This is a genomic window from Halorhabdus rudnickae (genome assembly GCF_900880625.1).
Classification (GTDB): domain Archaea; phylum Halobacteriota; class Halobacteria; order Halobacteriales; family Haloarculaceae; genus Halorhabdus; species Halorhabdus rudnickae.
In genome coordinates this window covers 89,311-114,588 of the sequence record NZ_CAAHFB010000002.1, presented here as the reverse complement: position 1 = coordinate 114,588, position 25,278 = coordinate 89,311, and the positions used below count along the sequence as shown (strand labels likewise).

The following is a 25,278-nucleotide window of genomic DNA, read 5'->3' as shown; positions in this document are numbered from 1 at the left end:
ACAATGGCAACGAGAGACATCTACGAGACTGGATTCGACGAAGACGTCCAAACGGAGTCGAGCGCGAACCAGTGTCCAGAGTGCGACGGACACGTCACTACGAACGTCAAGGAAACAGTCTGCGAGGACTGTGGACTCGTTATCGAGGAACAACGTATCGATCACGGGCCGGAGTGGCGAGCGTACGATGGGGACGAACGCGAGCGAACAGGCGCACCACTGACTGCAGCCCGTCACGATCGAGGCCTCTCGACGAAGATCGGCCACGGAACCGATACACACGGAAACGAACTCTCAGGGCAGAAACGCCGGCGACTGTCCCGGATGCGACGTGAGCAGACCCGTGGTCGCTGGCGGTCCAAAGCGGAACGGAATCTCGCACACGGGTTGGGCGAGGTGCGCCGGCTGGCGAGTGCGCTCGAACTCTCCGAGTCGATTCGTGACCAGGCGTGCCAGCTCTTCCGGAGCGCTCAGAACGAGGATCTGCTTCGAGGCAGATCCATCGAAGCCATCGGCGCAGCGAGTATCTATGGTACTTGTCGATGTACCCAACACCCGCTCCTCCTCGAGGACGTCGTCGACGCGGCAAGAGTCGAGTCCACGCGTGTCACCAACGCCTACCGAACACTGAATCGCGAGTTGGGGCTGCCGACACCACCAATGCGCCCGACGTCGTTCATTCCGCGGCTGATCTCGGAGCTGGGGTTGGACCACGACATTCGCCGACGCGCGAACGAACTCGCAGAACGCGCCGAGGGGACAGCCCTCACGAACGGCTGTCAGCCATCGGGTGTCGCGGCCGCTTGCGTCTATCTGGCCGCCCAAGAGCAGGGTGCGTTGATCACCCAATCCACCGTTGCATCGACAGCGGAGGTGTCAGTCGTGACGCTCCGAAGCCGGCGGGACGAACTCCAAGCGATCTGAGACGCATCCGGTAGAGGAGCACCTACATACAGACGGAGAATCTATCGACCGGTATGGACCTCGAAGAGGCTGTCGAGCATCTATCTGCAGAGCTCGATATCGAGCGTAGCAAGCACGTTCGCGAGGTCGGTCAAGCGGTCGCTGAGCTCCGTGACTGAATCCGTCTCAGGCGACCTGATGGACCCGTAGTCGTCGAACCCTACCCGCGAATCTCACCCTGGAATTTAAATACCAAACCGAGGGAAACGCAGAGCGAATCGATGACTGACCACAATCCTGACCGAGACGCGTTCCAACCTGTCGGGGAGGGCGCTCTCGTTACTGACCCGGTGCTGGATCAGCCAGCAGACGCCCAGCCAACCCGTCAGCGCGAAGCCTCGCATTCGGGCGGCTATCCGGATGGAACAACCGACACAGACCGGACCTGTGTCTCCTGTGGCGCATCGATCCCGGCTTCGCAGCGAAAATGCCGGTTCTGCCTCGAACACAGACTCGACGCCGCGTCAGAATCGGGTGCTGTGAGTTCCGAACAGGCGCTCTGTGGTGTAATTCAGTTCCTCGTCGAATCTGGGACGTTCTATGGGGCTGTCGCGAAAGGAGCAGCTGCAGCGACACTCCTCACATCAACCCACGACGAGCCCGTCGACGACTGTACGCTCATCTACGATCTCGACGACGAGCCCGCACCCCAGTTAACCGAGCACTGGCCCACGCTCCCCGCTGCTGTCGAGGCGACCTCAGCGGCCGGCGACGCGTTGCTAACAGCGGCCCGCGAGCGGATAGCGTGGGAAGAGGACGGGAGGAGCGAGCGCCCTCAGATGGAGATACCACGCGTCTATGACGAGCGTGGCCAGGGAGTCGGTGATGAGTCGTCCCTCGATCACACTCTTGACGGCGGCGACCAGCTGTGGATCGTCCCAGCAATCGCTGTGGAAACAATGCCCCGCGAAACGGAATCCACCAGTTGCGGAGCCGAAATTCCGACCGTTACAACCCTCGAGTGCCAGCATTGTACGAGCGAAGCAGAGCATCGGTTCAGTACACGCGAGTCGATCCCCGACGAGACCTGGACAGGCCAACCAATCTGGGAGTGCCAGGTGTGTGGCACACCTCGCTACGGGCCTGCCCCAGAATAGGGCAGGAAGAAGATCGCCGGTTAACCAACATACCCTGCTTGGGATGGGCCTTGTTGGTTAACGCGGCGAGTACCCTCAAGACCGATGACAGTCACGGTGGGGTGTCTGTGCGCGCCAGCAAGTGGTGAGGCGTTCCGATGGATCAACAAGTAGAACAAGGCTACCGGATGCATCGTGTACTCAGCAATCTCAGCCGGCTCGACGTTGACCGGTTAGACGACGCGGATCAAGAGCGAGTCGAGACTGCGAGAGACCTCCTGGAAGACGTGAGTCTCCTCACACAACGAGAGGACGAAAACGGGCCAGACGCCCCAACAGACTCCTAACCGATGTCGCCGTCCACGCCAGGGGTACTTCCAGGGTCGGTTTATCGCCCCCAAGAGGAGTGCGGGGCTTCCCCGTAAGTCCAGACATGGCGACACTACAAGCTGCGACGACGTCGACCGGTGCAATTGTATCGGATCCACAGGCAGTCCGGGAACTCTGTGAGAGCTACTGCTTCGGAACGCTCGACTGGGAGGTAACCGACGAAGGCGAACTCACCATCTGGGGATTCGACGATTTCGAAGTGTACGAGGCGCGAGAGAACGGGCTCCCTGACTATGAGGGCGGTATCGTGACCCACGAGTTCCTTCGAACCCTTGCCGACCACCTCGAAGCCGACGAAAAACTCGACATCCAGACAGCGGGGTTCACGAAGTGCCGCTTCCCAGTGCTGGCGAAGCGGTACGTGGTTCGCGACGGCGAAGTCCTCCACGCGGACCTCGATTCCCCTGAACCGATCGACGAGTAGAGTTGTTCATCCCCCGGGAGGGGTGCGGGGCGATCCAGTAGTGGGTCGCCCTGCGAGGTGATTGTACAAATGGGTCACCGCGCACTCGTTGCGTACGAACGGGCAGACGGACAGTACACGCTCCACTACTCTCATTGGGGCGCTGCGAACCTGAAGCTCAAGCACCGGATTTCCGCTGAGTCACCGTTCGGTGGCGACGACACCGACTCCAAGTGGGCGAAACAGCTCCTCGCAGAGCTGGCCGATGGCCTCGAGGCAGATGGCGTCGACGGCTACCTCGCCAACGAAGATCGGCCGTCGACGGTCGTCGAGCCAAAACCCCGCGCCACCGGACTCACACTCGAGGAGATCATCACTGACCATCTCGACTACCTCCATCACGAGGCGTTCTACGTTGTGTCGCCGACCTTCGAGGTGACCGCCTACCGGACGCTATGGTTCGGCCTTCAGTACGATTCGGAGACGATCGACCACGGCGAGACAGTTGGGAACGGCGCGCTGGCCACCGTCCGGTGGCACGACGGCGAGCCGGTCGGCGACGGCCACCTGAAGGGGAAGTTCCAGGCGCTGAAAGACGTCGTTGGCGATATGGTCGACAAGGGTGTGTTCACCCAGTCGACGGCTCGCCAGTACCTCAAGCAGAAGCTCGGCGAGTGGGTCGGGAAGCGCCAAGAGTTGCGCATCCCGAGCGGTGAAACACCGTCTCCGGACGCGACACTCAGCCGGACGTAGGTCGATCTGCGTCGAAGCAGAAAGTGGTTTTCTGGGCCAGAAAGGACTGAGGCCCACCGTAGGCTCGTGATTTGATGCCCGAAAAACCAGACGACGATCCATTCCACGATTGCGAGTTAGGTCCCGATGCAGTCCTCGGGACGCGCACCTTCCACGATGTCCTGTTCACCGACGACACAGAAACCCCGGTGAACGTGCTAACCGGCGAGACGCCCGCACATTCGCAGGCCACCGTCCAGGAAGCAAAGGCGTTCGCTGCGAGCATCGATACGGACACACCACAAATCGCGCTCCCCGCATCCGTCGAGTCGCAGGTCGAAACCCAGAGCAAGCCCTACACCTCAGCTGCGTTCTTCCACTTCAAGGCGACCGGATCGCTCGAACGACACCGTGCCTACCACGCCGCCTACGAATCCGGCGCGTTCAGCGTCGACTTCGAGGCCGACTACGAGTCGGGCGACCTGACGATCACCGTCGAGCGGACAGGCGATTCCTGAACGCGATCTCGCGAAGCGAGTTTTTTCGAACGCCGGCGAGGGGTGCCGGCGCACCGAGCAGACAAAGCCGAGCAGTGCCCGGTGAGTCGGCGCTTCGAGGTGAACAAAGATGCATATGGTCATCTACGCGTTGGTCGAGGCACCGACACAGCACGACGCCCTGGTCGAGGGGAAAGCAGTCTTCGACCGTCTCGTCGGGGCGAACCCCCACGGCTGCGCCGTGTTTGACTACTACTGCACCTTCGACGAAGAGGATACGACGGTCGCCGGGAAGGCTCGCTGGGGAGACCTACCGACGGCAGCACCCATCAATTCAGAGGCGGGCGGTGAACTGCTCGATCGAGCCTGGAACGCCACAAAGGAAGAGTTCCAGCGGAATCTCGACCGCGTGAAAGAGGCGCTCGACGAGCTCAGCGATGAGGAGATTATGCGTGATGAGGACCTCGCCCGACACGCCTTCCATCAGGTCGGCGCCTACGAGGGGCCATCAGTACCGATGTACGACCAGCACGCGATGGGGATTCGCCACCGCGATCAGCTCGATCGTGTCCTCGAGGAAGAGGAAGACAGCCAGACGCTCTGGATCGTCCCCGCAGACGTCCACTTCTGACTGACGATGCCACGAATCACCAACTGGTCCCGGGAAAGTCGTACTCCAACACTCGCGTATCGAAACACCGAGACCGGGGCCCGAGCCGTCCTCCATCAGGCTCCGGAGTCGTACCGGTACAAATGGCGCGGGGCGATCCTCGTCGACGGCTACCCGATCTGGTCGCGGGGCTACGAGGCAAAAGAGGCGACCGCATTTCGGGATGCGCTTCGGGAGCGGCCAGCGCCGGAACTAAACTGTCCGGAGTGTCCGAATGACGACGTCCTCGTCGGTGAGAAGGCAGCTGATGGAGCGAAGGTACAGCGCTGGTACGACTGCCCGGACTGTGGGTACGAAGCCCCCTCGCGCATCGTCTACGGCTCTGAACGCTGAGAACGTACACACGCAGGATGTTTTTCGGCCGGGGCGGAGAGAGTGACCCGGTCGAACCGGGTCGGCCCAACAATGAGTCTCGAAGTACTCGACCGACACAGCGAGGCACTGTTCGAGTTCCTCTGGTGTCCCGTCTGCGGGCAAGAAGTGTTCACCCACATTCCCTTCGAGGGAGTGTTCTGCAAGAACTGTAACACGCAGGTCGTCCTCCGAGAGTCCCGAGAAGATCGTGGCTACGAGGAGGCTGTGCTCGCTTGCTTCGACACCGACTCGACGTGGAACCTTCACGTCGATGAGAAGCTCCGTCGCGACCTACCTGGCGGCTCGGCACGGGTGAAAGTCCTCGGCGCACCGGGGGCCTACAAAGTCGACTGGTGGAGTCCAGCACCTGGGGAGGATTGGGAGCCGGTCGAGCGTGGTGAATTCGACGACATGGAGGAACCAGACGAGGTGTCACATCTCGCATAGCGGATTGCAATCCCGCTACGACTGTGTGGTGTTGTTTCTGCGCCGGCGATGGGTGCCGGCGCACACGCGCCGGCGAGTACCGATGTCGACACGGAGTCAACTCCGATTCGTCCAACGAGTCGAACAGACCGATGAGATAGGTGGCAGCGCCGACCGCGTCGCGCAGGTGTACCGGCATTCGGATGGCTACCCGGGGAGCGTCCTCCGGGATCTCGCACAGCTGAAAGAACTTCTCGATGCGACCCAGGCCGAACGCGGACCGGGCTACACGGCGGCGACGTTCGTGTTCCTCGATAAGCTCTCGACGGTCGGCCTCTATCTAGATGGCGACCCAGAGCGAACGATCGACGCGGCTCAGCCAGCGGATCTTCTCGAGCCGTCCAACATGGAGCACCTCGACCAGCCGCTGTTCCTGCTGGGCCACGGCGTCGAGAATCCGGCTGACGGCATCCACGGCGACGAGGAGTACCTCTACATCGTGGAACTCCCGACGGAGAACCCGTTCGACGAGCCGACCGAGTGGACCGTCAAAGTGAGCGATCATTCCGCGTTCCCCCGCTGGGACGGCCCGACCGACGAGGCCTTCGAGCAGGCCAACTGGCAATTCCACGGGTCGCTCGAGGACGCGCTCACAGAATTGGTCCGGGGCGAAGCAGTCGTCAAGTAAAATCCCAAATCGTATTTATATAGTTAGGATTTAGAAGGACTTATATGATTACGAAGGCCGGACTCGCCGTGCTTGACGCGCTGAGTACCGGCCGTGATGCGACACCGGAGGAACTCGCGGCTGAAACCGAGTATTCACGAGAACATCTGTACGATGTACTCGATGAGTTGCTCGCAGCGGGATTACTCGCAGAAACCCGTGGTCCCAGCAATCAGCGTCGAGTCCGCATCGCGGAACATCCCGTCACCGAAGCGTATCGCACGCTTCAGTCGGAGTTCAGCCACGTAGACTGGACGGAACTGCTCTCCCCAGCCACACTCCACGTGTGTTGGTATCTCGATAGACCACGACACATCGCTGATATCGCAGATCGGCTCGGAATCACTCGACAAGGTGTCCATAGCGCGTTATCACCACTCAAGCACCGAGCACTACTCTCCAGATCCGATTCGAAATACGCCCTCCGGGACGAGGTCTCGCCGCTGTTGGCGTTCGCTCGGGCCGCCGTAGAACACGAACATCGAGCCCGAGTCCGGGAAGTCGCCCCCAGCGCCACGATCGCGTGGTGTGATCCAAAGCGAGCACTCGTTCGCGTGCAGACCGGTGAGGATACGGGCGCACTCCAAGCAGCTCCGGACTGGGAGATGACCGGACTGGGCCGGTTTGCAGCGTATGGTCTACAGTTTTTCCTCGCCGGCGAGCCTCCGTTCTGGTATGCTCCAGACGAGGGCCTAACGCCTGCTGAAATCGTGTGCCATACGCTCCTTCTCGATAGCGGATCCCGGCGAGTCAGCTATTCGATGCTGCTGATCGAGGCGGAGGATATCGATCAGGAGACACTCGTCGAGACCGCACAGTGGTACGACCTGGAACCGACTGTGGACGCGTTGTATCGACCACTTCAGGGAGACTTCGACAGGACAGATGATCTGCCCGTCATCCTCCCGAAGAAGGGCGAATATATGGCGCTCAAAGAGCAGTACGGAGTGTGGTAACAGCTGCGCCCACAGCAGGCAGAGGTTGCTCAGGTTAGATGATGCCGCCGATCACGAGAACGCCGAGGACGATTAACAGGGTCGCAACTACACTCCCGCCAGCCAGTAGCTTGTTCTCCATCGCCTTCTCGTGGAGGGTCATCTCGGCGTACTCCTTGCGGAACGCCTCGAGGTTCTCCTCGTCGTAGAAGTACTTCGTCTTCAGTGCGAACCGTTCAGTCACTGCACAGCCGGTACAGACCGGCTCCCCTTCGAGCCGTTCGGTCTTGCGGTGGCTATCGCAGGCAATCGCCCCGCAGTTCGGACAGTACGTGTAGGTCTCGTCGACGCCGCTCGTCTCGCAGTGGACGCACCGATGAATGCCGTCCTCCAGCGTAACCCGTGAGGGCCCAGCAGCATAGTATTCGTACGGATACGAATACTCCAGTATCTCCGTCGTCTGCCGAATTTCGGGGAGGTACACCGGCTCGATCGATTGCACTGAGATGTCCGAGAGATTCGGCTCACACGTCTTATTGTAGGTGACGTTGTTGTCGCCAGTGTAGGTCACCGTCGTCGTGTGGTAGTCCTGAAGACGGTCAACAGCCCACTCCTTGTACTCCGTTTGGGTCTGCCCGAACCGGCGCTCCTCGACGTCGTCGAATACATCGGTAAACTGCTCGGTGTCGAGGGGAACCGTCGCGTGGAAGTTCTCGGTGACCAGCGTCGCGACATCGTCGTCGGCCACCTTCGGCTGGCCGCGCTCAGCGTGGACAACGAACTGTGTGCGGTCGTTGATCCGGTGGATGACACCGACAGAGGTCTCGAAGACAGCATTCGTGTCGGCGGTGATCGCAACCACCGGTCGGAACGTCACCTGCGAGTGCGGCACCGGGAGATCCGCGGCCTCGATATTCTCGATGTCGCGGAACGCCTCCTGGACAGGTGCGTCGACGTCCGCCGCCGGGTCGTAAGGTCGAAGCGTCTCGTCACAGAGGATCTCGATGCGGCCGTTGTAGAGATCGAGACCAATCTCGTCGGCGATCTCCCGGAGGTCCTCGCCGTCGATCAGCTCGATGGGATGAGGATCACCGTTCTGCTGGAGTCGATCTGCGTACTCCTCGGCAGGGTTCGTAAATCGACCAGTAGTGGCGACCATCCCACGCTTTGGACCGTCAAAGTCGAACGTCGCGATGGCCGAGTGCAGCTTCTGGACGACCGGACGGCCGACCGTCCCAGTATGCTTGCACTCGACGACTATCGCCCGTCGCGTCCCATCGACGACTTCCTCCATTAGGACGTCCCGGCCCTCGTCAGCCGTCCGCTCGGCCTGCCGGACGTTCTCGTAGCCGAGGTTACGGAACACGTCTTCCATCAGGTCCTCAAACTCGAACCCCGAGAGGTCGTCCAGTACAGCCATCCGAATATAATTGGACTGTATCTTGCTAGAACCAAATACGTTGCCGACTTCGACGACAAAAGCGGGTGAGGCGACCGCAGTTGTTGTTTCACGTCCCGCGAGGGGTGCGGGACGTCATCACCGTCCCGGGTCAGCGATGAGTTCTGAGAGCAACAGCGAGATCGCCCCCGACAACTGGTGGTTGCATCGACGAACAGACGACGATCATTTCGTGTTCGCCTACGAGTTCTCGAAATCCGTCCTTTGCCACGTCCAGCAATCCTCGGAATGGCTGGTCCGGCTCGATCGAGCCGATGGGACGATCCTCTTCAGCCAGCACGACCTCCGGTCGCGAGCAGCGGCGTTCGACCTCGCCGAGAGCGTTATGTGGCTCTGTACGATGCTCCATCGCGAGGTCGTCACGGAGCGAAGTCAAGCGCGAAAGCCGATGTACGTCGGTCCCCGACCAACCGGGGCCACGAGTACGAGCAATCAGGGAGCCGGACGCGGTCCAGATACCGCCCGTCGGCCGTCGGATTCCTTCCCCCGCCAGCCCCCGGAACGACCACGAGGTATGGGACACTGGGAGGGTGAGTTCCGATGACAGGCGGCCGAGCGTACCGCGGTGAACGCTGTATGGGTGGACAGCTGGTGTACACGCCCGATGGCGACGTGCTGGACAAGCACCTCCACGTTCTGCGCCGCGCCCCTGGTGGGTTCAACTGGGGACCGGAGGCCGACGAGGCCCGCATCGATCAACTCGCCATCGCGCTGCTGGCTGACTCCGCAACGAAAAACATCGCGCTCGATCACTACAAGGAATTCGCTCAGTACCTGCGTGAAGAGCTCGAAGGCGACGAGTGGCGACTTCCGTCCAGCGACATTTCGGCCGATACCTGGTCGCAAGACATCGACGTCGCTGATGAAACGCCGTCACAAGAGGACGTTGATATCACGGCGGTCGATTTCGACGAGATGACCTTCGCGGTCGAGCGAGCGCTCTGCGAGAAGCACGACACCAATATTCACCAGAGCGTCGACGACCGCCGCGAAGAACTGGAGGACGCTCGCCAGGAAGTTCGATCAGAGCCTACCGATTCGGAGGAATCACCCACGGACACCGGCGGCTTCGAGTTCCCCGCAGCTAGCCAGTAGGGGCGGCGACGGCGTTTCCGGATCTGTTTGTAGAACCCCCGAGAGGGGTGCGGGGGTTACCACTCCCGCGACGTACCGATGAACGGGAACGCACGAAGCCCCACGTCGAACGCAGTCCAGACAGAAGCGCCCGCTCACCGTCGTGACGGCGCCATCGAATACGTCGGCTTTCGCGTCGACGGCCAAGCCGTCGTTCTGAATCTCTCCGAACACCAGCGTCTCACTCCCGATCAGAGTCTCGAGCTGGTCAACCACAGCCCAACGGGCTTCGAGTGGGGATATGCTGGAAGCGGACCTGCACAGCTCGCCTGTGGCCTCCTCCTCGACTACTACAATGACGCCCAGGTCGCGCGAGAACACTACATCGCGTTCCGGAATCGCGTGATCAGCCAACTCGAGTGTGATGGTCCGGCGGCGTGCTGGCACCTCACCGGCGAACAGATCGACGCGGCGATGGCGACGATCACCGACGATGTCGTCGCCCTTCCCGACGGCGGAAAGCCATCACCGACGCTCCCCGAGAACTGGCGAACGGTCACCCGACCCGACCGGCGAGTCTTCCAGCGGGCTGATCGCGACCACTACATCGTGCTCGGGGAGGGAACCGATGGCTGGCTGGCCGTCCTCTGTAGTCAGGGCGATCGCGCCTATCCGGCACCCCTGGCGAGCCGGACGGTATCGGACGATGCCGATGTCGAGCGGGCCATCCGTGCCCTCGTCGACGAGAGCAACGACCTCATCGAGCCACCGGAGGGGGAGTGCTGATGGAGACGCTTCGGCTGTCGCGAGCCACCCGCCAACTGATCGAACGCGGGGTCGAGGCACTCGAAAAAACCGGTCGCAAACTGGAGCGGTACAATAACCGGCAAGAGAAGACTGACGCCACTGACTCGTGACTCAGACACGTTCTCCCGGCCAACCGCGGAGTACCGGATTCCAGTACACGCGCACTCCGGAGGGGTGTTCGTGTCCCATCCATCGCGAGGGCCAGCCGGTCACGGCGCCGCTCGGGTTGCGGTTCGCAGAGCGCGTCCATATCGAATCGATCCCACGGCACGTCGCCGGCGCGATCTACGAAGCCCACCATTCCTATATGGACAGTGTCCCGCGGACGAACCTCGTTCATCACGGGCTCTGTTACCAGGACCAGCTACTGGGTGCGATTACGTGGCGCTATCCGCTGATTCGCTCGCTGAAGTACGATGGAACTCGATACGAGGGCGACGAGATCGTCGAGGCGGCGCGGATCTGTATCGGCGTCGACTTCCCAAATCTCGCTTCCGCTGCCCTCGCCCGGTCGATGGAGCGGTTCGTGCGGCGTCACGGCCGACGGCGAGGCGTTCGGCTTCTGCTGACGTTCGTACGAGCCGACTTCGACGGCTCGATGATCAAAGCGCTCAGAGACAAGGGCTGGATCTGTGCCGGGAAAACGGAGCCCGGACAGGCGGGTAACCGGCCCGACAAACAGATCCGAGAGCGCCCGAAGTGGCGGTTTCTCTGTGAGATTCCTGCTGAGTCCGACCGAGAACAGGCCTCCCTCTCCCGGTGGTCTTGTTAACCAACGCCCTTCCACCCCCTGGACCCGGTGTTGGTTAACGTGGTGTTGTTGTTGCGCCCGGCAGAGGGGCGCAGGGCGCGAGACGATGCAGGCGGCCGTCGATGAGCGTTCCTGCGTCGAGGTGACCGAGATGAAAGACCCTGAGTCGAGAACCATCTTCGCTGGCGTCGATGGACGTACCGACACCGAACTGCCCGAGTGGTACCGACAGCGTCACGGGGGCGAGAGTCCCGTGTCCTTCGCCGAGGCGATCCGCGATCTCCCGCAGGCTGTCGAGACGACCGTGGCCTACCAGAACCCCTACACCGACGAGTGGGTCGAGACGGAGCGGTTCAACGCGCTCGTCGAGCCGAGTCGCGCTCGGGAGCAGGCCAGAGATGAGGGCGCGGAGACGGATCCACTATTTCATGTTCCCACGGACAGCTACGCGATCATCAATCCCGTCGACGTGTACGGGCCGCTGGAGGAGGTCCTCCGCGAAGAGACCATCGACGGGACGCCGCTGGGCGATGTGATGTTCGGCGAGATTCGGCGTTACCGGGGCGGCGGCGAGGTCCACATGGACATCATGTTCGATGGCCTCGAGGTGCGCCTTCCTGGCCGGTCGGACCCGATCACGATGGGCGTCACGTCGGGCTACGACTTCTTCGGCGAGCACGCCGTCTACGTGGAGGGCTTCGCCCAGGATGGGTATTGCTCTAACACGATGCGCTCGCTCACCGACAAGGAGGTCATCAAGCACGTCGGCGACGTGCGGAACTTCCGGACCTGGTGGGAGGAGCTCCTCGCACAGGTTGAACTCGTCGCCAACGATCTCTTCGAGTTCATCCGGGACGCGCAGGACATCGACCTCGACTTCTCGGAGCTCCCGTTCACTGTCACGGAGTTCTACAGCCTACTTGGCTTCCCGGATTACCTCGCTGAGCGCGCTGCGAGCGATGCGGAGGCCAACGCGGCCTCACCCGTCGAGATCGACATGTGGACGCTGCATTCCGGCGCGACGTACGCGCTCACCCACTTCTTCCAGGGCAAGGAGGGTGCGTCACTGGACGGCTACGTCCGCACGGCCAACGACATTCTGTTCAATCCGGAAGGTACCATCGAGCGCGTCGAACGAGCCTACGAGGAGCAGCTGGAGACGGACGGTGACGACGGGTCGCAGGCGTCGCTCGCCGGCGAGCGGGCGCTCGCGAGTATCGAGCGCGTCAGCGACGACCTGCAGGAGAAGGTCAATCAGTTCGAGGAGCGTGAAGATGCGCTTCGCGAGCGGTTCCAGGACGCGATGGCCTGACGCTGCCATGGTGGGGTAGTCGGCTGTTCTGTCTTTCTCTCCCGTGAGGGGTGGAGGGCGATAGCGATGGAGAAGTCCACGGACAACAGCGGGGCTGACGACGAGTTCCCACCCGAAAAGCGCCTCGAATCACCGAACCATCGACTGATCAAGGCTGGAATCGCGACGATTCCCGATATGGAGACACTCCGGGAGTGCGTTGCATACGAGAACGCGCACCAGAATCGGACACAGATTCTGCGTCGCCTCCAGTGGAAAGCGGAAGAGTTGCGTGAGGATGAGAAGTAGCGATCGATCTTAACCAACATACGGGATCATCTATCACCTTTTGTTGGTTAGCGTCAGAGTATCCCGTTTTTCGGGCCCCTGAATGGGCGCGGGGCGGCCAGTGGCGGCCTCGCGAGTTCAGTCATGTCCATCGATTTGAGTACGGACTCCAGCACGGCTAGCGACATCGCTGCCGCCAGACAAGCGGACCAGGTGGCGTTCCTCCATCGAGTTCCGTTCGTCGCTGACGCCTTGGCACTCGGATATCTTCCCGGGTTTCGGGAAGACTGTGGGTATCAGGCAGACCAGTACCTGAACCTCGAGATTCCTGTCGGGATGCTCGACAATGACTTCCGGAATCCCGATCTGGATCGATTCGTCGATCGATTCTTCGAGTACGAGCCACAGGTCGGAGTCATTGGCGACATCTACGAACCTGCTGACGTCGACGCCCACGTCGCTGCTGCTCGTGAGATCCAAGCGAGCCATCCCGAGGCCCAGCTCATCGTCGTCCCGAAGTGCCAAGCGGTGATCGACGAGATTCCCCAGGACCTCGTCCTCGGGTATTCACGAGGATATGCCGACCGTCTGGCCCACGAGTTCTCCGACCCAGCCGACTGGAGAGGGCGGCGCGTCCACATCCTCGGCGGGAGTCCGCCCAAGCAACTCGACGCCATTCGACAGCTGACCAGACCGACACTCACTGACGAGCCACCGGCCGACATCGTCGGCGTCGACTGGAACGGGCTGCATCGTGGCGCGCAGTTCGGTGAGTTCTGGACGGCCGACGGCTGGGACGACAGTGGTCGCGACGCCGACCACGTCACCGTCCGAAAGACGGTGCGCCACAGCCTCGCTCGTATCCGCGAGTTCTGGCAGACTCACGGAGTCTGGCCCGAATCGACACCGCAAGACGAGGGGCTCAACGTTGAGTACGAGGGACCGAGTCCTGCCGATATCGAGGACGCCGCCTGTGCCGAGTGCGGGACGAACGTCTGGCGAACGCGCCGCGGCCCGTACGTCGTCGAATACGATACCGGCGCCATCTGTGGATACTGCAGCTACGAGTGCTACTTCAGCCACCGTCACCGGAACAACCTGGAAGAGATCGCCGGCGAGGAAAGCGTCTACTTCCCGTCGGTATGAGGGACGCGGCTCACCCAGCGTGAAGCTAGGAACCGTTGCGCAGAACCCATTTAGCGGGTGAGCGTCTATATCGGGTAATGGACGATTCGCCTTCCGCACAGACACAGTCGCGCATCTATACGGCGCCGCGAACGGACGTATCGCAGAATCAGGGGAAGTTTCGGATCCACTTCAACTTCCCCGGTCGTGCCGTCCCCGACCACGACGACCACGGCTACGGCCCGCTCGCGACGGTCGTCGAGTCGTTCATGGATCCGGGCACGCTCATCCGGATGCACCAGCACCGTAACGAGGAGATCACTTCCTGGGTCCCCGAGGGCGTGATGCGCCACGACGACCGCCAGGGCAACGAACTCGTCACCGATCCCGACCACCTGATGGTGATGAACGCCGGCAGCGGCTTCTGGCACGCCGAGGAAACGCTCGCCGACGATCCCCCGCTGCGGATGCTCCAGATCTTCGTCCGCCCACACAGCCTCGACCTCGAACCTGGCATCCAGCACGAGCCGATCCCCGACCCGGTCGCCGGTGAGTGGCGCCACCTGTTCGGGCCCGAGGGAACCGACGCCCCGCTGTACGTTCGGAACGACGTCGACTTCTACGACTGCCGACTCGCCGCCGAGGCCACAACCACGCTCCCCTCACAGCCGGACTGGCACACCTATCTGTACGTCTTCGACGGCGCCGTCGAGGTCGGCGATGAAACGGTCGGGTTCACCGAGAGCGCACTCGTGACCGGCGACGACAACGTGACCATCACTGCAACCGAGGATGCTACCATCGTCGCGTTCAGCATCAAGCCCGACGCGCCAATCACGCGCCAAGGCACCATCGGCCGCTAAGATACCGTCGTACCGACCGTGGGTTGTTTTTCGCCCCCCTGAGAGGGTGAGGGCTTCAGCTGAAGTCCTCGCAGTCAGGTGATCTCCGTGAGTCAACAACAGTCACCGAGAGATGTCTCGATCGACGAGATTCCCGTCGATATCGCGAACACGCAGTCCAGCGACGTCCACGCAAGCGACGTTCCCGAGGAGATCGAGTCCATCACCCGTGGGCTCGCCGGTGAGCAGCCACCAACGAATCCAATAGTGGTTCTCAAAGCGGCTCGCTGGTGGTATCTACACGGCAAGGGCGGCACGGATCCCGCCTTCCAATGGGCTATCGAGTGGGCACGTCACCTTGCGACTGACATGCCCAGCGACGTCGAGCGGTTCGACGAGTTCCTCGAGTACCTCGTCACGGTCGGGTTTGCGGACGAACGCCACGAGCTCCGCTGACCGACTGAGCGGTTTTTGAACGCCCCTGAGGGGTGCGGCGCGGTCTGAACAGACGCAGTCGCCGTGAATTTGATTCGGTGAACACGATGTCCACGACCAGAGACTCGTCGGTCTCCTTCGACCAGACCGACACGCGATCAGACGAGATGAACAGTACCATCGAACAGTGGATCGACGACCTCGTCGCCGGCGTCGACGACGCGCAGGCCAGCGACGAGTTCCAAGAGTGGCTCGACGTCCAGAGTCGCTTCCATGACTACTCCTACCGGAACACGCTCCTCATCAAGCGGCAGTGCCCCGAGGCGACCCGGGTGGCGGGCTACCGGACATGGCATGAGGAGTTCGACAGGCATGTCCAGGAGGGTGAGTCGGCCATTTGGATCTGGGCGCCGATCATCACCAAGCAATGCCCGGAATGCGAGAACTCGCCGAGCTACCACGAGGACAGCGACTGTGAGTACGACGAGACAGCCCCCGAGGAGTGGTCGGAGGGGCTGGTCGGGTTCAAGCCGGCGCCGGTGTTCGACATCTCCCAGACTGAAGGTGAGCCACTTCCCGAACTCGACACGGAAGCGACTGGGGACGCCGGCGATCTCGTCGGTCGGCTGACCGATGCTGCGGATGAACTCGGTGTGACGGTTCGGATCGTGCCGGAAGCGGAGTGGACGCACGGCGAGGCGAAGGGCATCTGCGAGCAGCTCAGTCTCGTCGATATGCAACCGCGGGTTGAAGTGCGTGATCGGGAGAACGAGGCCGACCTCGCGCGGACGCTAACTCACGAGTACGCACACGCCCTGCTCCACTTCGATGTCGACGACGACACCGAGCGGGCGAAACGCGAAGTCGAGGCGGAAGCCGTCGCGTACGTCGTCGGGCGCTACTGCGGGCTCGACACCAGTGGGTCAGCGTTCTACCTCGCTGCGTGGGAGTCGGACGACCCCGAGGTCGTTCGCGACCGTCTCGACCGGATCAGTTCCACAGCAGAAGAGCTCATCGACGTGCTCAAAGACGGCGCTTGAGTCCTTAACCAACGCTTGGTTCTACACCCCGATTTCGTTGGTTAAGCCTGCTCATCTCCGTCGTCGGTAGCAGTCGCAAGGCTAAAGCAGGCCCGTGTTTATACTCTATGTAGGAAACGCAAGTGTGAGTACAATAGAACAGTCACAAAATATACGGCAAGGCCTCTCGACTCGAGAAAGTCGACTCCTTGCACGACTCGCTGGCGCGGGCCACCAGATCATCTCTGTCGACGACATCGAGACGACGCTGGAGGTCCCCCCGAACACCGCCCGCGAGATCGCCTCCCGGCTCACCGAGAAGGGCTGGCTCGACCGGCTCTTCCCGGGCACGTATCTCATCGTGCCACTCTCGGCCGGCGAGGAGGCCCTGTACACAACCCACGAGTACCTCATCGCCGCCCACGTCGCCGAGCCGATGTACATCGGCTACTACAGCGCCCTCAGCCACCACGGGCTGACCGAACAAGTACCTCGGACGGTGTACGTCGTCACGCCGACCCGGGCGCAAAGCCGAGAGATCCACGGCGTCCCGTATCGCGTCACGACAGTCACCGAGCGGAAATTCTTCGGCTTTGAGCCGACATCGATCGAGGGCACGACCGTTCAGGTCAGCGACCTGGAGAAGACGCTGGTCGATTGTGCGGACCACCCCGAGTTCTGCGGTGGCCTCCGGGAGCTCGCGACCGCGATGCGAACTGCCGACGAACGGGGCTGCGACTGGGAGACCGTCAGCGAGTACCTCAAGCGGCTCGACAACGGCGCTGCGACCAAACGGATCATCTACCTCGCCGACCAGCTCGGCATCGACCTCCCTACCCGCGAGGAACTCGTCGCGTCGTTCACGAGTGGCTATTCCCCGCTGGACCCGACGCGGCCCGCCACCGGATCGACCGACAGCACGTATCGCCTCCGAATCAACGTCGAGCCAGCCATGCTGGAGCCGACGGAGTCCTGATCGCGATGATCAGTCAGGATCGGCTCCGAATCCTCGCTCGTGAACTGGGTGTTCGGCAAGGGTACGCCGAAAAGAACTACGTCAATTCGTGGCTCCTCTGGGGCATCTTCACAAGCGACTACGGCGACAACCTCCTGTTCAAAGGTGGGACCGCGCTATCCAAACTGTATTTCCCGCAGTCGTGGCAATTCTCGGAGGACCTCGATTTCGGTGTCGAAGGGGAGTACCAAGGATCCAAACAAGAGCTCCGAACAGTTCTCGATACGATTTCCGATCGCTCTGGCATTGAATTCGAGATTCGAGAGCACCACGAATCCCAGCAGGACCACTACCCGACCCACTACGTCGACATCAGCATTCAGTACCGGGCCGTCCTCAACCACCCCAACACGACCAGCATCGACGTGATGGTCGACGATCATGTCGCCTTCGAATCATACTCACGCGTACGAAGACGTGCCCGAGTTCGACCTCCAGGCGTACAGTGTCGAGGAGATTTTCGCCGAAAAGCTCCGTGCGATCTACCAGCGCGGGGCCGCTCGTGACTACTACGACCTCTATCAGCTGCTCGAAACCGATTCAATCACGATCGACTTTGTCGACGTCCAACCTGCCTTCGAGGCAAAGTGCGATCACAATGGGCTCACCGTTGATCTGACGGGCGAGCTCCCCGCCGAGCAACAAGAGACAATCTGCGACCAGTGGGAGACCACGCTGCCGGACCTGACCGGTGATCCGCCGGCGTTCGAGATGGTCTGGAATCGATTGGACACGGCGATCGCCCAACAGGGATCGTCGTAGGAAACGGTCGATATCGGTGTCGATGGCGAGGGGTGCCGCATCGGGATCTCCAACGATTAACCAACAAGTCAGGAACTCTAGCCAGTGTGTTGGTTAAGTTTTGACCGCCCGCCGAGGGGCGGAGGTACATTCCAGCCTCACCGAATTATGACAGAGCGACATCTCAGAGCCGTTCTGGCAGAAACGGAGTGCGTCGCAGAGCATTACAGCGGAAACAACGCGAAAAACCACGAGTTCACTCGTGGGATGAAGCGCGTACGCTTTAGTTGGCATTCTTCCGCATTGCTGGATGTCGAGTCCGAAGCAAGCCCACCAAAGCCACTGTCTCCGTCGGGAGCCGTACTGGCTCGGCCCACAATCCCAGCATCCGACCGGCAAACTCCCACGTGGGGATGCCCGTCTGGACGGCTGCTGGTCTGTGGCCAGCACAACCCCACGACTTCAGTCCTGGGAGAAGTCAGAGTCCTGCTGCTCAGTCGTATCCACCGAACACAGCCGATAGGTGGCTCCGCTACCAACGCAGTCAGATGAATTCGGAGTTCTGCGGGCCGTTCGTGATATGAACCTCGAACGGCTGAGTACTGACATCATCCTGTTCGACCAGGTGCCAGTATGTCTCGGCCATCTCGTCGGGGTCGAGGAACGTCTCGTCGTCGCGGTCGGCAAATCGCTCGCGGACGCCCGGCGTATCGATCTGGCCGTCGATGACGACATGAGCAACGTGAATCCCCTCGGGGCCGAACTCCTGAGCGATATCCATCGCCATCCCACGGGCAGCGAACTTCGCGGCCGTGAATCCAATCGCGCCGCCGAGGCTCCGCACCGCAGAGGTGGCACCAGTAAAGATGACCGTCCCGCCGCCCGTCTCGAGCATGTCGCCAACAGCCTCTTGCGAGCAGACGAACGCGCCTCGTCCATTGACCGCCCACGCCTGTTCAAATTCCTCGACACTCACGTCCATAAGACCCTTCCAGGAGGCGGCGCTCGCGTGGTTTACGAGAACGTCGACCGAGCCGAACGCTTCGCGGACCGCCTCGAACCCCTCCTGTATCTGCTCGACATCTGTGAGATCTGTTTGGACGGCAAGCCCCTCGCCGGGTTCCGGCATCTCCTCAGCGAGTTCTTCGAGATAGTCTTCCGATCGAGCGAAAAGTGCGACGTGACAGCCCTCAGCTGCAAACTTTCGGGCGAGCGATTCACCAAGTCCCGGACCGACCCCTGCGATAACTGCTGTTCGAGTCATACGACCCATACACGTCCTATCGTGAAAATCGTGGTGACGACATATCCGACATAGGGTTACCGACGCCTACGATGGAACTAGCCGAATCCTGGGCTATTGCTGAAAAACTAGGCCACCCACCAACGACCGAGATAAACGAACACAGAACGTTCACCACCGATCCGTATCAGCGCGTATTCGGAGCGTGGCGAACAGCACTGCAGGCGGCCGTTCCAGACTATCTAGAAACATACCGTCAGTCGGACATCGGGACAGTACCCTTTGGTTCGAACTGGCCACAGATTCGTGAGGAGATCATCGAGATTCTCGACAATTGAGCCGGCGTCTTACGAGTAAGAGCCGAGATCACGGCGTTGGTCGCGAAGGAAGTCAACGACAGTGTCGACATTTTGCTCTGGGACAGTCTGTTGTTCGAAGACGCCTTTGAACGCATCTTCGAATCCATCTGCAGTGAGTCGTTCGAGGACCGTGTCGATCCGGCCAGCAAGTTTCTCCAGATCGCCGCGATGGAGATGGGTCGCAATCCGGTCGAAATCGGCGCTGGCAGCAAGCACCACCAAATCTCGTGCGTCCGCCTTGCGACCACTGTGGAGTTTCACTGCGAACAGCAATTCTCGCTCCGGAATCCTCGCTGAAATTGGGCGACCTGTTCGGAGGTCCTCCGTAACTGAATGCTCTGCCAGATAGCGGTACGACCACTCGGCCTCCGTCTGGCGACAGCCCAACGCATCGACCATTGCGTCGAATCGAACGGGATTACCAATATCTTTCTCGAACCGGATAGTACGGCCCTCGTAGAGATCATTCCGTTCGACGTCGGCAGTTTTCTTATAGCCGCGGTTTGCGAGGAGAGCGTTGTAATCATCGATCGCCTGGTCGGGAATGACGACGTCAACGTCCGTCGTGAACCGTTGGTTGAACGCTGCGATCGCCCAGCCGCCGACCAGGACGTACGGTAACTCAGCGTCGACGACTGCCTCTAACGTGTCCAGCAACTCGGCTTCGCGTTCGCCAAGACTCATGGTTTCAAGCGTGGGTCTTCGTGGACCGCATCGATATCGCGGTCGTATTCGTCAGCGATTATCTCCAACGCCGGCTCGTAGTTCACCCGGTGTTCCATCATGTGATCGATCGTTTCATCCAACGCAATGACCGGGTTGCCGTCGACCCACTCGCGAGTGATCGGTTTCGTGGTAGGAAACAAGACATACGAGACGGTTGCGTCATAGTCGGTCGGATCGGGCCGGTCTTCGATCGTACAGGGGACGCCGAACTCATCGAAAAATGCCATCCATCGGTCGACATCTTGGTCAGCGACCTGAATGAAGATGGGATAGTCGTCGTGACCGCGAGCAATCTGATAGCCGCCATTCGTCCAGACGTAGACGCTATCGATCTTCGTATACGCGAATGGCATCCCAGCGAAATGAGGAATGACGTAGGCCTCATCGATTGAGGGAGGTATCGATCGAGAGATGGTCGCGACCATCTCGTGATAGCGATCTCGGATGGTGTAATCCTCGATATAGACCCCGTTGTCACGTCGGACGAGGCCCGCCTCTTCCAACCGTTCGATCCAGTCGTAAACCCACGAGTAGGAGCCGTCGATCTTCTGGGCGATCCGCCGAATCGAGTCGCCCGGTCGCACCGCTAACATGATTTTCGCCGCCGTTTCATCGACGTACTCCATCATCACTAGTTATCGGTATCGCATACAACAATATTAGTCTTGTCCCGCATTTCGGGAGTTGAGCTATTGGTATACAGATATCCAATTGTGTCCGTGCAGGGGAGTGTTAACCAACAAAACTATGGCGTAGCCGAGGTGTTGGTTAACACAGGGTCAGCCGATGTCCTTCGAGCCACCGACACCGCCAGCGGAACTCCCGACAGATATCGTCAACACACTCAACAAATACTCTCCAGACCGGCTCCAGCAGATCGCACGCTATGCCGAGGTGATGGCAGAGCACAAAGCTCGCGAAGCCCGCATTGAGGAAGAGTCGGATGGGGACGAGATCGACGAGCGGCCCGATGACCTCCCGGACGACGTCCCGGCGAAAGCCACGATCACGGTCAAGGAGATCAACGACAACCGCTACTACTACTGGCAGTGGCGGGAAGGAGAAACGGTGACCTCCAAATATAAAGGACCAGTCAATCCGGACGATTGAGAAGGCGATACGTCCGGTTATGGGGTCACCACACCCCGTGTGCGATTTTTGAAGCACTCGGAAGAACCCCAGTTCACACACCCCGTCATCGAAGTGTAACTACCGGAGGGGGACTATCATTTCCAACAGGAAAAGCACGGACTCGAGTATAAGACTGTGAGACAGCCGAGAAAACGAAAGGGTGCGGTGAATGATGGGATTGCCAAGATAATCCTTGCTCAAGAATTCGGACATCTCATCTCCGTGAGTTCGAATGAGCGAATTGGTCGGACGGGAGGTATGAGAGTGTAAACAACCTATAGATACGCCAAACAAGCCTTGATAGTTCAGATCTCGGTCAAGTGGAGTCTCTGTAGGAAGATCACCAGCGAACTGCTGGTACACCTCACAGCGGATGATCGAGCTGCCATCGTTGTTAGAGCTACGGATCGATCGATCCAGTGATGCTTCGATCAGGACGCTTATGAACTCTAGCGTCGACGCGCTGAAGAGGAAGTTATTGCGGAGGAACTTGAGGAACTGGAAGAACGCGAGATCTCAACGGATCCCGAGGATTACGACGTTACTCCTGCAAGTGGGACCTAGATTAACAGTGAAAGAGAGGAAGCCTGGGTATCGCTATTATTACTCCAGTGGGGTGACGGAGACCCCAGAAAGAACGAATATATCGCCCCTGTAAACCTGAAATGAAGAGAATTCCATTCAGATCAGAGGGGACCCTCTCCCCCCGTCATCGATGTGTAAAACCGTAAGAAGTGAAGGGGTATAGAAAACGAAAGCGTGGATGGATAGTCGGAACAGCCGTAAAGACAGGTGAGAAGTCTCAATACCCAAAGAATAACTTCTATAGGAATTATAGCTCTAGTCTGACGAAGTTTTATGTAGGCCTAGTTAGAACAGTAACCGTACTAGATCTAGAGTAACTATCAATCTAAGCACCACTCAACTTGATTGAACGAGATCGATCGTCATTGTAGACCGCTTCTCTATGTCCATCTTCTCTTGATATTACTGTTGTTGGACCTTCTCTCCCTGATTAGAATCATTCGCTCGATCGTCTCTACCTATGCTCTATCGATGATTTACACATCGATGGCGGGGGGAGGGTGTTTGATCATGGACTTAGGAATTCACTGCAGCTCATTTCGTTTGGACGAAGTTAACCGCTACACGCAATGGATACGATCTTACCCTTGTACTCATTGTTGTATTGAACTCCGCGTTCACTATTGGGGGAGTACCATTACTTAATTTCGTCAAACCAGCCACCTCATCTTCATCATTTACACTTCGATGACGGGGGGAGAGGTTAGAAACTTACACATCGACGACGGGGCGTGTCTCCATTCTACCTTGCAAGAATTACTGATCTCAATCTTGGTGGAATTCCTTCAGCTGTGCGTTGACCACCGTTCGAAGAAGTTCTTTCTGCTCAGAAATGCTCTCCAAACGAATGTCCTCCGTGATCCGCTTCATGATGCCTGTGGGATCTCCCGTGAAGGTGAATTCCATGTACATTCCACCACCACGCCCTCGACTCTTCCTCGATGTCGAAATCAATCCGTACGTGGAAAGCTCTTTGACGTACTTGACGTATGTCTCACGAGTCATTTGGTCCGCGTCAAGCTCGTCAGTTACCCACTGATACACTTTGAAACCGACAGGACTCGGAACAGAGCTTCCTGAGTGCTTCGAATAATGGGCAACGGCGGCAGTAGCATACAGTGAGATCTTCTTCTGAGTTGTTAGCCCCTCGACGAGTTTGAGCGATCGGTCTTTGTCGATCTCCTCTTGGGACTCTCGGACGTGGTGTTCTTCGACATTGTTGTCACCACGCTCGTCAGCTAAATCGCCGGCGCCACGGAACAGGTCAATGGCCTTTCGAGCATCACCGTGGCTCTGCGCTGCGAAGGCAGCGACGAGTGGGATTACGTCATCAGAGAGTGCATTCGGTTGGAAGGCATCGCGACGATTTTGGAGTATCTCTCGCAGCTGGTTGGCATCGTAGTCCGGGAAGTAGACGTCTCGTGGGTTGAACGAACTCTCGGCTCGGCCGTCGATGTCCTCCATGAACTTCGGATCATTCGTCAGCGCCGCGACAGAGACACGACCTTCGATCTCGTTCGTGTTGCTGGCTCGCGAGAGCTGGTAAAGCAACTTCGAGTATGCGGGCTCGTCGTTGGCGCGTCGCCCGACCAGCAGGTCGATCTCGTCGAGGATGAAGATAACCGAATCATAGTGGTCGTTGATGAGTTCGTAGAGACGTCGGTATTTGCGTTTAGTTGATACGCCTGTTTCAGGTACGCCCACTTCCGTATCGACGTCTTGCGCGACTGTCTGGACGAGCTCGTAGACCGCCTGGTCGAGGGTGTTGATCGGTTGGCAGTTGATGTCGACGACACCGAAGCTCTCGCCGTTCGATTTGCAGAGTTCGATGATCTGCTGTGTCACGGCGCCGATGATGAGCGACTTTCCAGTTCCGGCAGGGCCATAGAGGAGCATATTCGGCGGCCGATTTCCTTGCAGTGTCGGCCTCAAGAATGACACGACCGATTCGAGTTGGTCATCGCGACCAACGATCCGCTCTTCGTCGATGATCGTGTCGGGCTCGACGAGATCGCGGTTAACGAACACTGACCCGTCGCCGTCCTCGTTGAGCATATCCCGAATCGACTGCTGTGTACTCTCGGTAGAGTCGTCTTCAGAAAGATCAAGTGACGCACCGTCGGTAGCGGTATTATCTTGGGTGACGTCGGGATTGTTTTCAGTCTCTGATTGTGCTGCTTCACCTTCCATCGTAGATTGATCCGTCCCCCCCTGATTGCTGCCGGCCATACGTTTCCTGTGTGACGGAGGTGTTAAAAGGTTAACCCAAATCGATGTATATCACTCCGCTTTATTTGGCTTAACGCCCATATTTCGACACTCTCGCATCTATTGGATTTGAACCGGTAACGAAGTACATTGATATTGATCCGCTCCCCGTGTTCGATGTGTAACAGCGTCTGACTCGGTCCAATGTAGATTATCCCATGGCTAAATAATTCAAACTATCTATCAGTAACACTCCCCGTCATCGATGTGTAACTCACCCATCTCTCGAATTTGTTGCCTGGAATTTTTCGCACATACCACCCCCTGCCGTCGAAGTGTAAAAATCGACCCCTGCCTGTATATCTATAGGCAGAGCAGACCGGATCGAAATTGAGGTTCGTAACTTTGTTCTCCTCCGATGACGCTTGCTGTGTGTTCCTGAAATACGCGAAAGGAGGTCAAGAAAATTTGATATATTCGTTGAACAACTCTACCGCCCATTTGATGATATGAAAGTTGGATGATTCGAGAGCTGTAGACTTGGCTACTGTTGCTCCGGTTGAGGGAGACGGAGCAATGATAACTCGCGAATCGTCATTTATTGCAAGTTGAAGCGCTATCGATTCGGGGACGAACAGTAGCCGTGCGTTATTCTTGATGAAGCCATCTTCGAGGTACACGCAATAATCGTCTCTATGGAGCTGGAAGAGGGCATCGTCAGTGAACACGACGGTAACAGTAGAAGTGTTCCATATCACTGGGCGATACGCTTGATCGAGTGCAGAACTTCGAATCGCCCCAATGACTCGGTACGTCCAATGGTCGCGACTCAACTGTCGGTTCGGAGTGCGGTGCTCGGTGCCGTTCACACACGCTGGGACGCCAGTGTCCGGGCGTTCAACGATGCCGCAGATTGTTGTCGTCTCTGCGTACAGTTCTGTACCCACATTCAGAGCGCAGAGCTTTACGGGCCGCTCGAACGTCGGGACTGACCATCCTGAGCAAA

General features: G+C 59.4%; 32 protein-coding genes and 1 pseudogene. 27 read left to right on the top strand and 6 right to left on the bottom strand.

The window, feature by feature from the left end; all coding sequences use genetic code 11:
- The first annotated feature begins 3 nt into the window (after window positions 1-3).
- The 11 genes from BN2694_RS11965 to BN2694_RS11915 all read left to right on the top strand — a co-directional run bounded on the left by BN2694_RS11965 (window position 4) and on the right by BN2694_RS11915 (window position 7,194).
- Window positions 4-924, top strand: coding sequence for a transcription initiation factor IIB (locus BN2694_RS11965; RefSeq protein WP_135665789.1), 921 nt, complete (start codon window positions 4-6; stop codon window positions 922-924).
- 260 nt (window positions 925-1,184) lie between these two features.
- Complete coding sequence (locus tag BN2694_RS11960) at window positions 1,185-2,060, top strand: biosurfactant protein 1 (protein WP_135665787.1); 876 nt, start codon at window positions 1,185-1,187, stop codon at window positions 2,058-2,060.
- 137 nt (window positions 2,061-2,197) lie between these two features.
- Complete coding sequence (locus BN2694_RS11955) at window positions 2,198-2,386, top strand: hypothetical protein (RefSeq protein WP_135665785.1); 189 nt, start codon at window positions 2,198-2,200, stop codon at window positions 2,384-2,386.
- Between the two features lie 86 nt (window positions 2,387-2,472).
- On the top strand, window positions 2,473-2,853 hold the full coding sequence (locus BN2694_RS11950; RefSeq protein ID WP_135665783.1) for a hypothetical protein: 381 nt from the start codon (window positions 2,473-2,475) through the stop codon (window positions 2,851-2,853).
- Window positions 2,854-2,922: 69 nt separating this feature from the next.
- Entirely contained in the window at window positions 2,923-3,585 is a 663-nt protein-coding gene (locus BN2694_RS11945) for a DUF6735 family protein (RefSeq protein WP_135665781.1), read from the top strand.
- Between the two features lie 74 nt (window positions 3,586-3,659).
- Window positions 3,660-4,082 (top strand): hypothetical protein, encoded by a 423-nt coding sequence (locus tag BN2694_RS11940; RefSeq protein ID WP_135665779.1) that lies wholly within the window; start codon window positions 3,660-3,662, stop codon window positions 4,080-4,082.
- A 109-nt stretch (window positions 4,083-4,191) separates the two neighbouring features.
- Window positions 4,192-4,692 carry a hypothetical protein gene (locus tag BN2694_RS11935; RefSeq protein WP_135665777.1) on the top strand — a complete coding sequence of 167 codons (501 nt, stop codon included), beginning with the start codon at window positions 4,192-4,194 and terminating at the stop codon, window positions 4,690-4,692.
- 6 nt (window positions 4,693-4,698) lie between these two features.
- The gene (locus BN2694_RS11930; RefSeq protein WP_135665775.1) at window positions 4,699-5,064 is read left to right on the top strand and encodes a DUF7568 family protein; all 366 of its coding nucleotides are present in this window, start codon (window positions 4,699-4,701) and stop codon (window positions 5,062-5,064) included.
- Between the two features lie 72 nt (window positions 5,065-5,136).
- A complete protein-coding gene (locus BN2694_RS11925) occupies window positions 5,137-5,532 on the top strand; it encodes a DUF7567 family protein (protein ID WP_135665774.1) in 396 nt (131 codons plus the stop codon).
- Window positions 5,533-5,614: 82 nt separating this feature from the next.
- Window positions 5,615-6,199, top strand: coding sequence for a hypothetical protein (locus tag BN2694_RS11920; protein WP_135665772.1), 585 nt, complete (start codon window positions 5,615-5,617; stop codon window positions 6,197-6,199).
- 44 nt (window positions 6,200-6,243) lie between these two features.
- Window positions 6,244-7,194, top strand: a complete 951-nt coding sequence (locus tag BN2694_RS11915; RefSeq protein ID WP_135665770.1) for a MarR family winged helix-turn-helix transcriptional regulator — start codon at window positions 6,244-6,246, stop codon at window positions 7,192-7,194.
- A gap of 34 nt (window positions 7,195-7,228) precedes the next feature.
- Here BN2694_RS11915 and BN2694_RS11910 read toward each other — a convergent pair whose 3' ends face one another.
- On the bottom strand, window positions 7,229-8,593 hold the full coding sequence (locus BN2694_RS11910; RefSeq protein WP_135665768.1) for a restriction endonuclease: 1,365 nt from the start codon (window positions 8,591-8,593) through the stop codon (window positions 7,229-7,231).
- 136 nt (window positions 8,594-8,729) lie between these two features.
- On the opposite strand from BN2694_RS11910, the gene BN2694_RS11905 reads away from it, so the two are divergent.
- The 13 genes and pseudogenes from BN2694_RS11905 (at window position 8,730) to BN2694_RS18160 (ending at window position 18,041) form a co-directional block, all read left to right on the top strand.
- Window positions 8,730-9,176 (top strand): hypothetical protein, encoded by a 447-nt coding sequence (locus BN2694_RS11905; protein WP_135665766.1) that lies wholly within the window; start codon window positions 8,730-8,732, stop codon window positions 9,174-9,176.
- Window positions 9,173-9,727 carry a DUF6166 domain-containing protein gene (locus BN2694_RS11900; RefSeq protein ID WP_135665764.1) on the top strand — a complete coding sequence of 185 codons (555 nt, stop codon included), beginning with the start codon at window positions 9,173-9,175 and terminating at the stop codon, window positions 9,725-9,727. The genes BN2694_RS11905 and BN2694_RS11900 overlap by 4 nt, the downstream gene beginning before the upstream one ends.
- 78 nt (window positions 9,728-9,805) lie before the next feature.
- A complete protein-coding gene (locus BN2694_RS11895; RefSeq protein ID WP_135665762.1) occupies window positions 9,806-10,492 on the top strand; it encodes a DUF6166 domain-containing protein in 687 nt (228 codons plus the stop codon).
- The gene (locus BN2694_RS17970) at window positions 10,492-10,623 is read left to right on the top strand and encodes a hypothetical protein (RefSeq protein ID WP_280176685.1); all 132 of its coding nucleotides are present in this window, start codon (window positions 10,492-10,494) and stop codon (window positions 10,621-10,623) included. Before BN2694_RS11895 ends, BN2694_RS17970 begins: the two co-directional genes overlap by 1 nt.
- Window positions 10,620-11,285: a hypothetical protein gene (locus tag BN2694_RS11890; RefSeq protein WP_135665760.1), complete on the top strand. Its 666-nt coding sequence runs from the start codon at window positions 10,620-10,622 to the stop codon at window positions 11,283-11,285. Before BN2694_RS17970 ends, BN2694_RS11890 begins: the two co-directional genes overlap by 4 nt.
- Window positions 11,286-11,370: 85 nt before the next feature.
- Window positions 11,371-12,576 (top strand): hypothetical protein, encoded by a 1,206-nt coding sequence (locus BN2694_RS11885; RefSeq protein WP_210408969.1) that lies wholly within the window; start codon window positions 11,371-11,373, stop codon window positions 12,574-12,576.
- A 66-nt stretch (window positions 12,577-12,642) separates the two neighbouring features.
- Window positions 12,643-12,864, top strand: coding sequence for a hypothetical protein (locus BN2694_RS11880; RefSeq protein ID WP_135665758.1), 222 nt, complete (start codon window positions 12,643-12,645; stop codon window positions 12,862-12,864).
- Between the two features lie 123 nt (window positions 12,865-12,987).
- Window positions 12,988-13,989: a DUF6610 family protein gene (locus BN2694_RS11875; protein ID WP_135665756.1), complete on the top strand. Its 1,002-nt coding sequence runs from the start codon at window positions 12,988-12,990 to the stop codon at window positions 13,987-13,989.
- A 77-nt stretch (window positions 13,990-14,066) separates the two neighbouring features.
- Window positions 14,067-14,831, top strand: a complete 765-nt coding sequence (locus BN2694_RS11870; RefSeq protein WP_135665754.1) for a pirin family protein — start codon at window positions 14,067-14,069, stop codon at window positions 14,829-14,831.
- Window positions 14,832-14,918: 87 nt separating this feature from the next.
- Window positions 14,919-15,266 carry a hypothetical protein gene (locus tag BN2694_RS11865; protein ID WP_135665752.1) on the top strand — a complete coding sequence of 116 codons (348 nt, stop codon included), beginning with the start codon at window positions 14,919-14,921 and terminating at the stop codon, window positions 15,264-15,266.
- Between the two features lie 86 nt (window positions 15,267-15,352).
- The gene (locus tag BN2694_RS11860; RefSeq protein ID WP_135665750.1) at window positions 15,353-16,285 is read left to right on the top strand and encodes an ArdC-like ssDNA-binding domain-containing protein; all 933 of its coding nucleotides are present in this window, start codon (window positions 15,353-15,355) and stop codon (window positions 16,283-16,285) included.
- Between the two features lie 124 nt (window positions 16,286-16,409).
- A complete protein-coding gene (locus tag BN2694_RS11855) occupies window positions 16,410-17,240 on the top strand; it encodes a type IV toxin-antitoxin system AbiEi family antitoxin domain-containing protein (RefSeq protein ID WP_135665748.1) in 831 nt (276 codons plus the stop codon).
- 5 nt (window positions 17,241-17,245) lie between these two features.
- Window positions 17,246-18,041, top strand: a pseudogene (locus BN2694_RS18160) (nucleotidyl transferase AbiEii/AbiGii toxin family protein).
- A 523-nt stretch (window positions 18,042-18,564) separates the two neighbouring features.
- Here the strand turns inward: BN2694_RS18160 and BN2694_RS11845 are convergent.
- Window positions 18,565-19,284, bottom strand: a complete 720-nt coding sequence (locus BN2694_RS11845; RefSeq protein ID WP_135665746.1) for an SDR family NAD(P)-dependent oxidoreductase — start codon at window positions 19,282-19,284, stop codon at window positions 18,565-18,567.
- Between the two features lie 71 nt (window positions 19,285-19,355).
- On the opposite strand from BN2694_RS11845, the gene BN2694_RS11840 reads away from it, so the two are divergent.
- Window positions 19,356-19,601, top strand: a complete 246-nt coding sequence (locus BN2694_RS11840; RefSeq protein ID WP_135665744.1) for a homing endonuclease associated repeat-containing protein — start codon at window positions 19,356-19,358, stop codon at window positions 19,599-19,601.
- A 9-nt stretch (window positions 19,602-19,610) separates the two neighbouring features.
- Here the strand turns inward: BN2694_RS11840 and BN2694_RS11835 are convergent, their stop codons facing one another.
- Window positions 19,611-20,306 carry a hypothetical protein gene (locus BN2694_RS11835; protein ID WP_135665742.1) on the bottom strand — a complete coding sequence of 232 codons (696 nt, stop codon included), beginning with the start codon at window positions 20,304-20,306 and terminating at the stop codon, window positions 19,611-19,613.
- Window positions 20,303-20,974, bottom strand: a complete 672-nt coding sequence (locus tag BN2694_RS11830; RefSeq protein WP_135665740.1) for a helix-turn-helix domain-containing protein — start codon at window positions 20,972-20,974, stop codon at window positions 20,303-20,305. The genes BN2694_RS11835 and BN2694_RS11830 overlap by 4 nt, the downstream gene beginning before the upstream one ends.
- A gap of 160 nt (window positions 20,975-21,134) precedes the next feature.
- Between BN2694_RS11830 and BN2694_RS11825 the strand changes: the two genes are divergently transcribed.
- Window positions 21,135-21,458, top strand: coding sequence for a hypothetical protein (locus BN2694_RS11825; protein WP_135665738.1), 324 nt, complete (start codon window positions 21,135-21,137; stop codon window positions 21,456-21,458).
- Between the two features lie 1,371 nt (window positions 21,459-22,829).
- Here the strand turns inward: BN2694_RS11825 and BN2694_RS11820 are convergent.
- Complete coding sequence (locus BN2694_RS11820) at window positions 22,830-24,119, bottom strand: orc1/cdc6 family replication initiation protein (protein WP_135665854.1); 1,290 nt, start codon at window positions 24,117-24,119, stop codon at window positions 22,830-22,832.
- A gap of 611 nt (window positions 24,120-24,730) precedes the next feature.
- Window positions 24,731-25,141 (bottom strand): transcriptional regulator FilR1 domain-containing protein, encoded by a 411-nt coding sequence (locus BN2694_RS18250; RefSeq protein ID WP_449272220.1) that lies wholly within the window; start codon window positions 25,139-25,141, stop codon window positions 24,731-24,733.
- On the opposite strand from BN2694_RS18250, the gene BN2694_RS18155 reads away from it, so the two are divergent.
- Window positions 25,043-25,264 carry a DUF7509 family protein gene (locus tag BN2694_RS18155; protein WP_449272219.1) on the top strand — a complete coding sequence of 74 codons (222 nt, stop codon included), beginning with the start codon at window positions 25,043-25,045 and terminating at the stop codon, window positions 25,262-25,264. The two genes, BN2694_RS18250 and BN2694_RS18155, sit on opposite strands and share 99 nt — an antisense overlap.
- Window positions 25,265-25,278 lie beyond the last annotated feature (14 nt).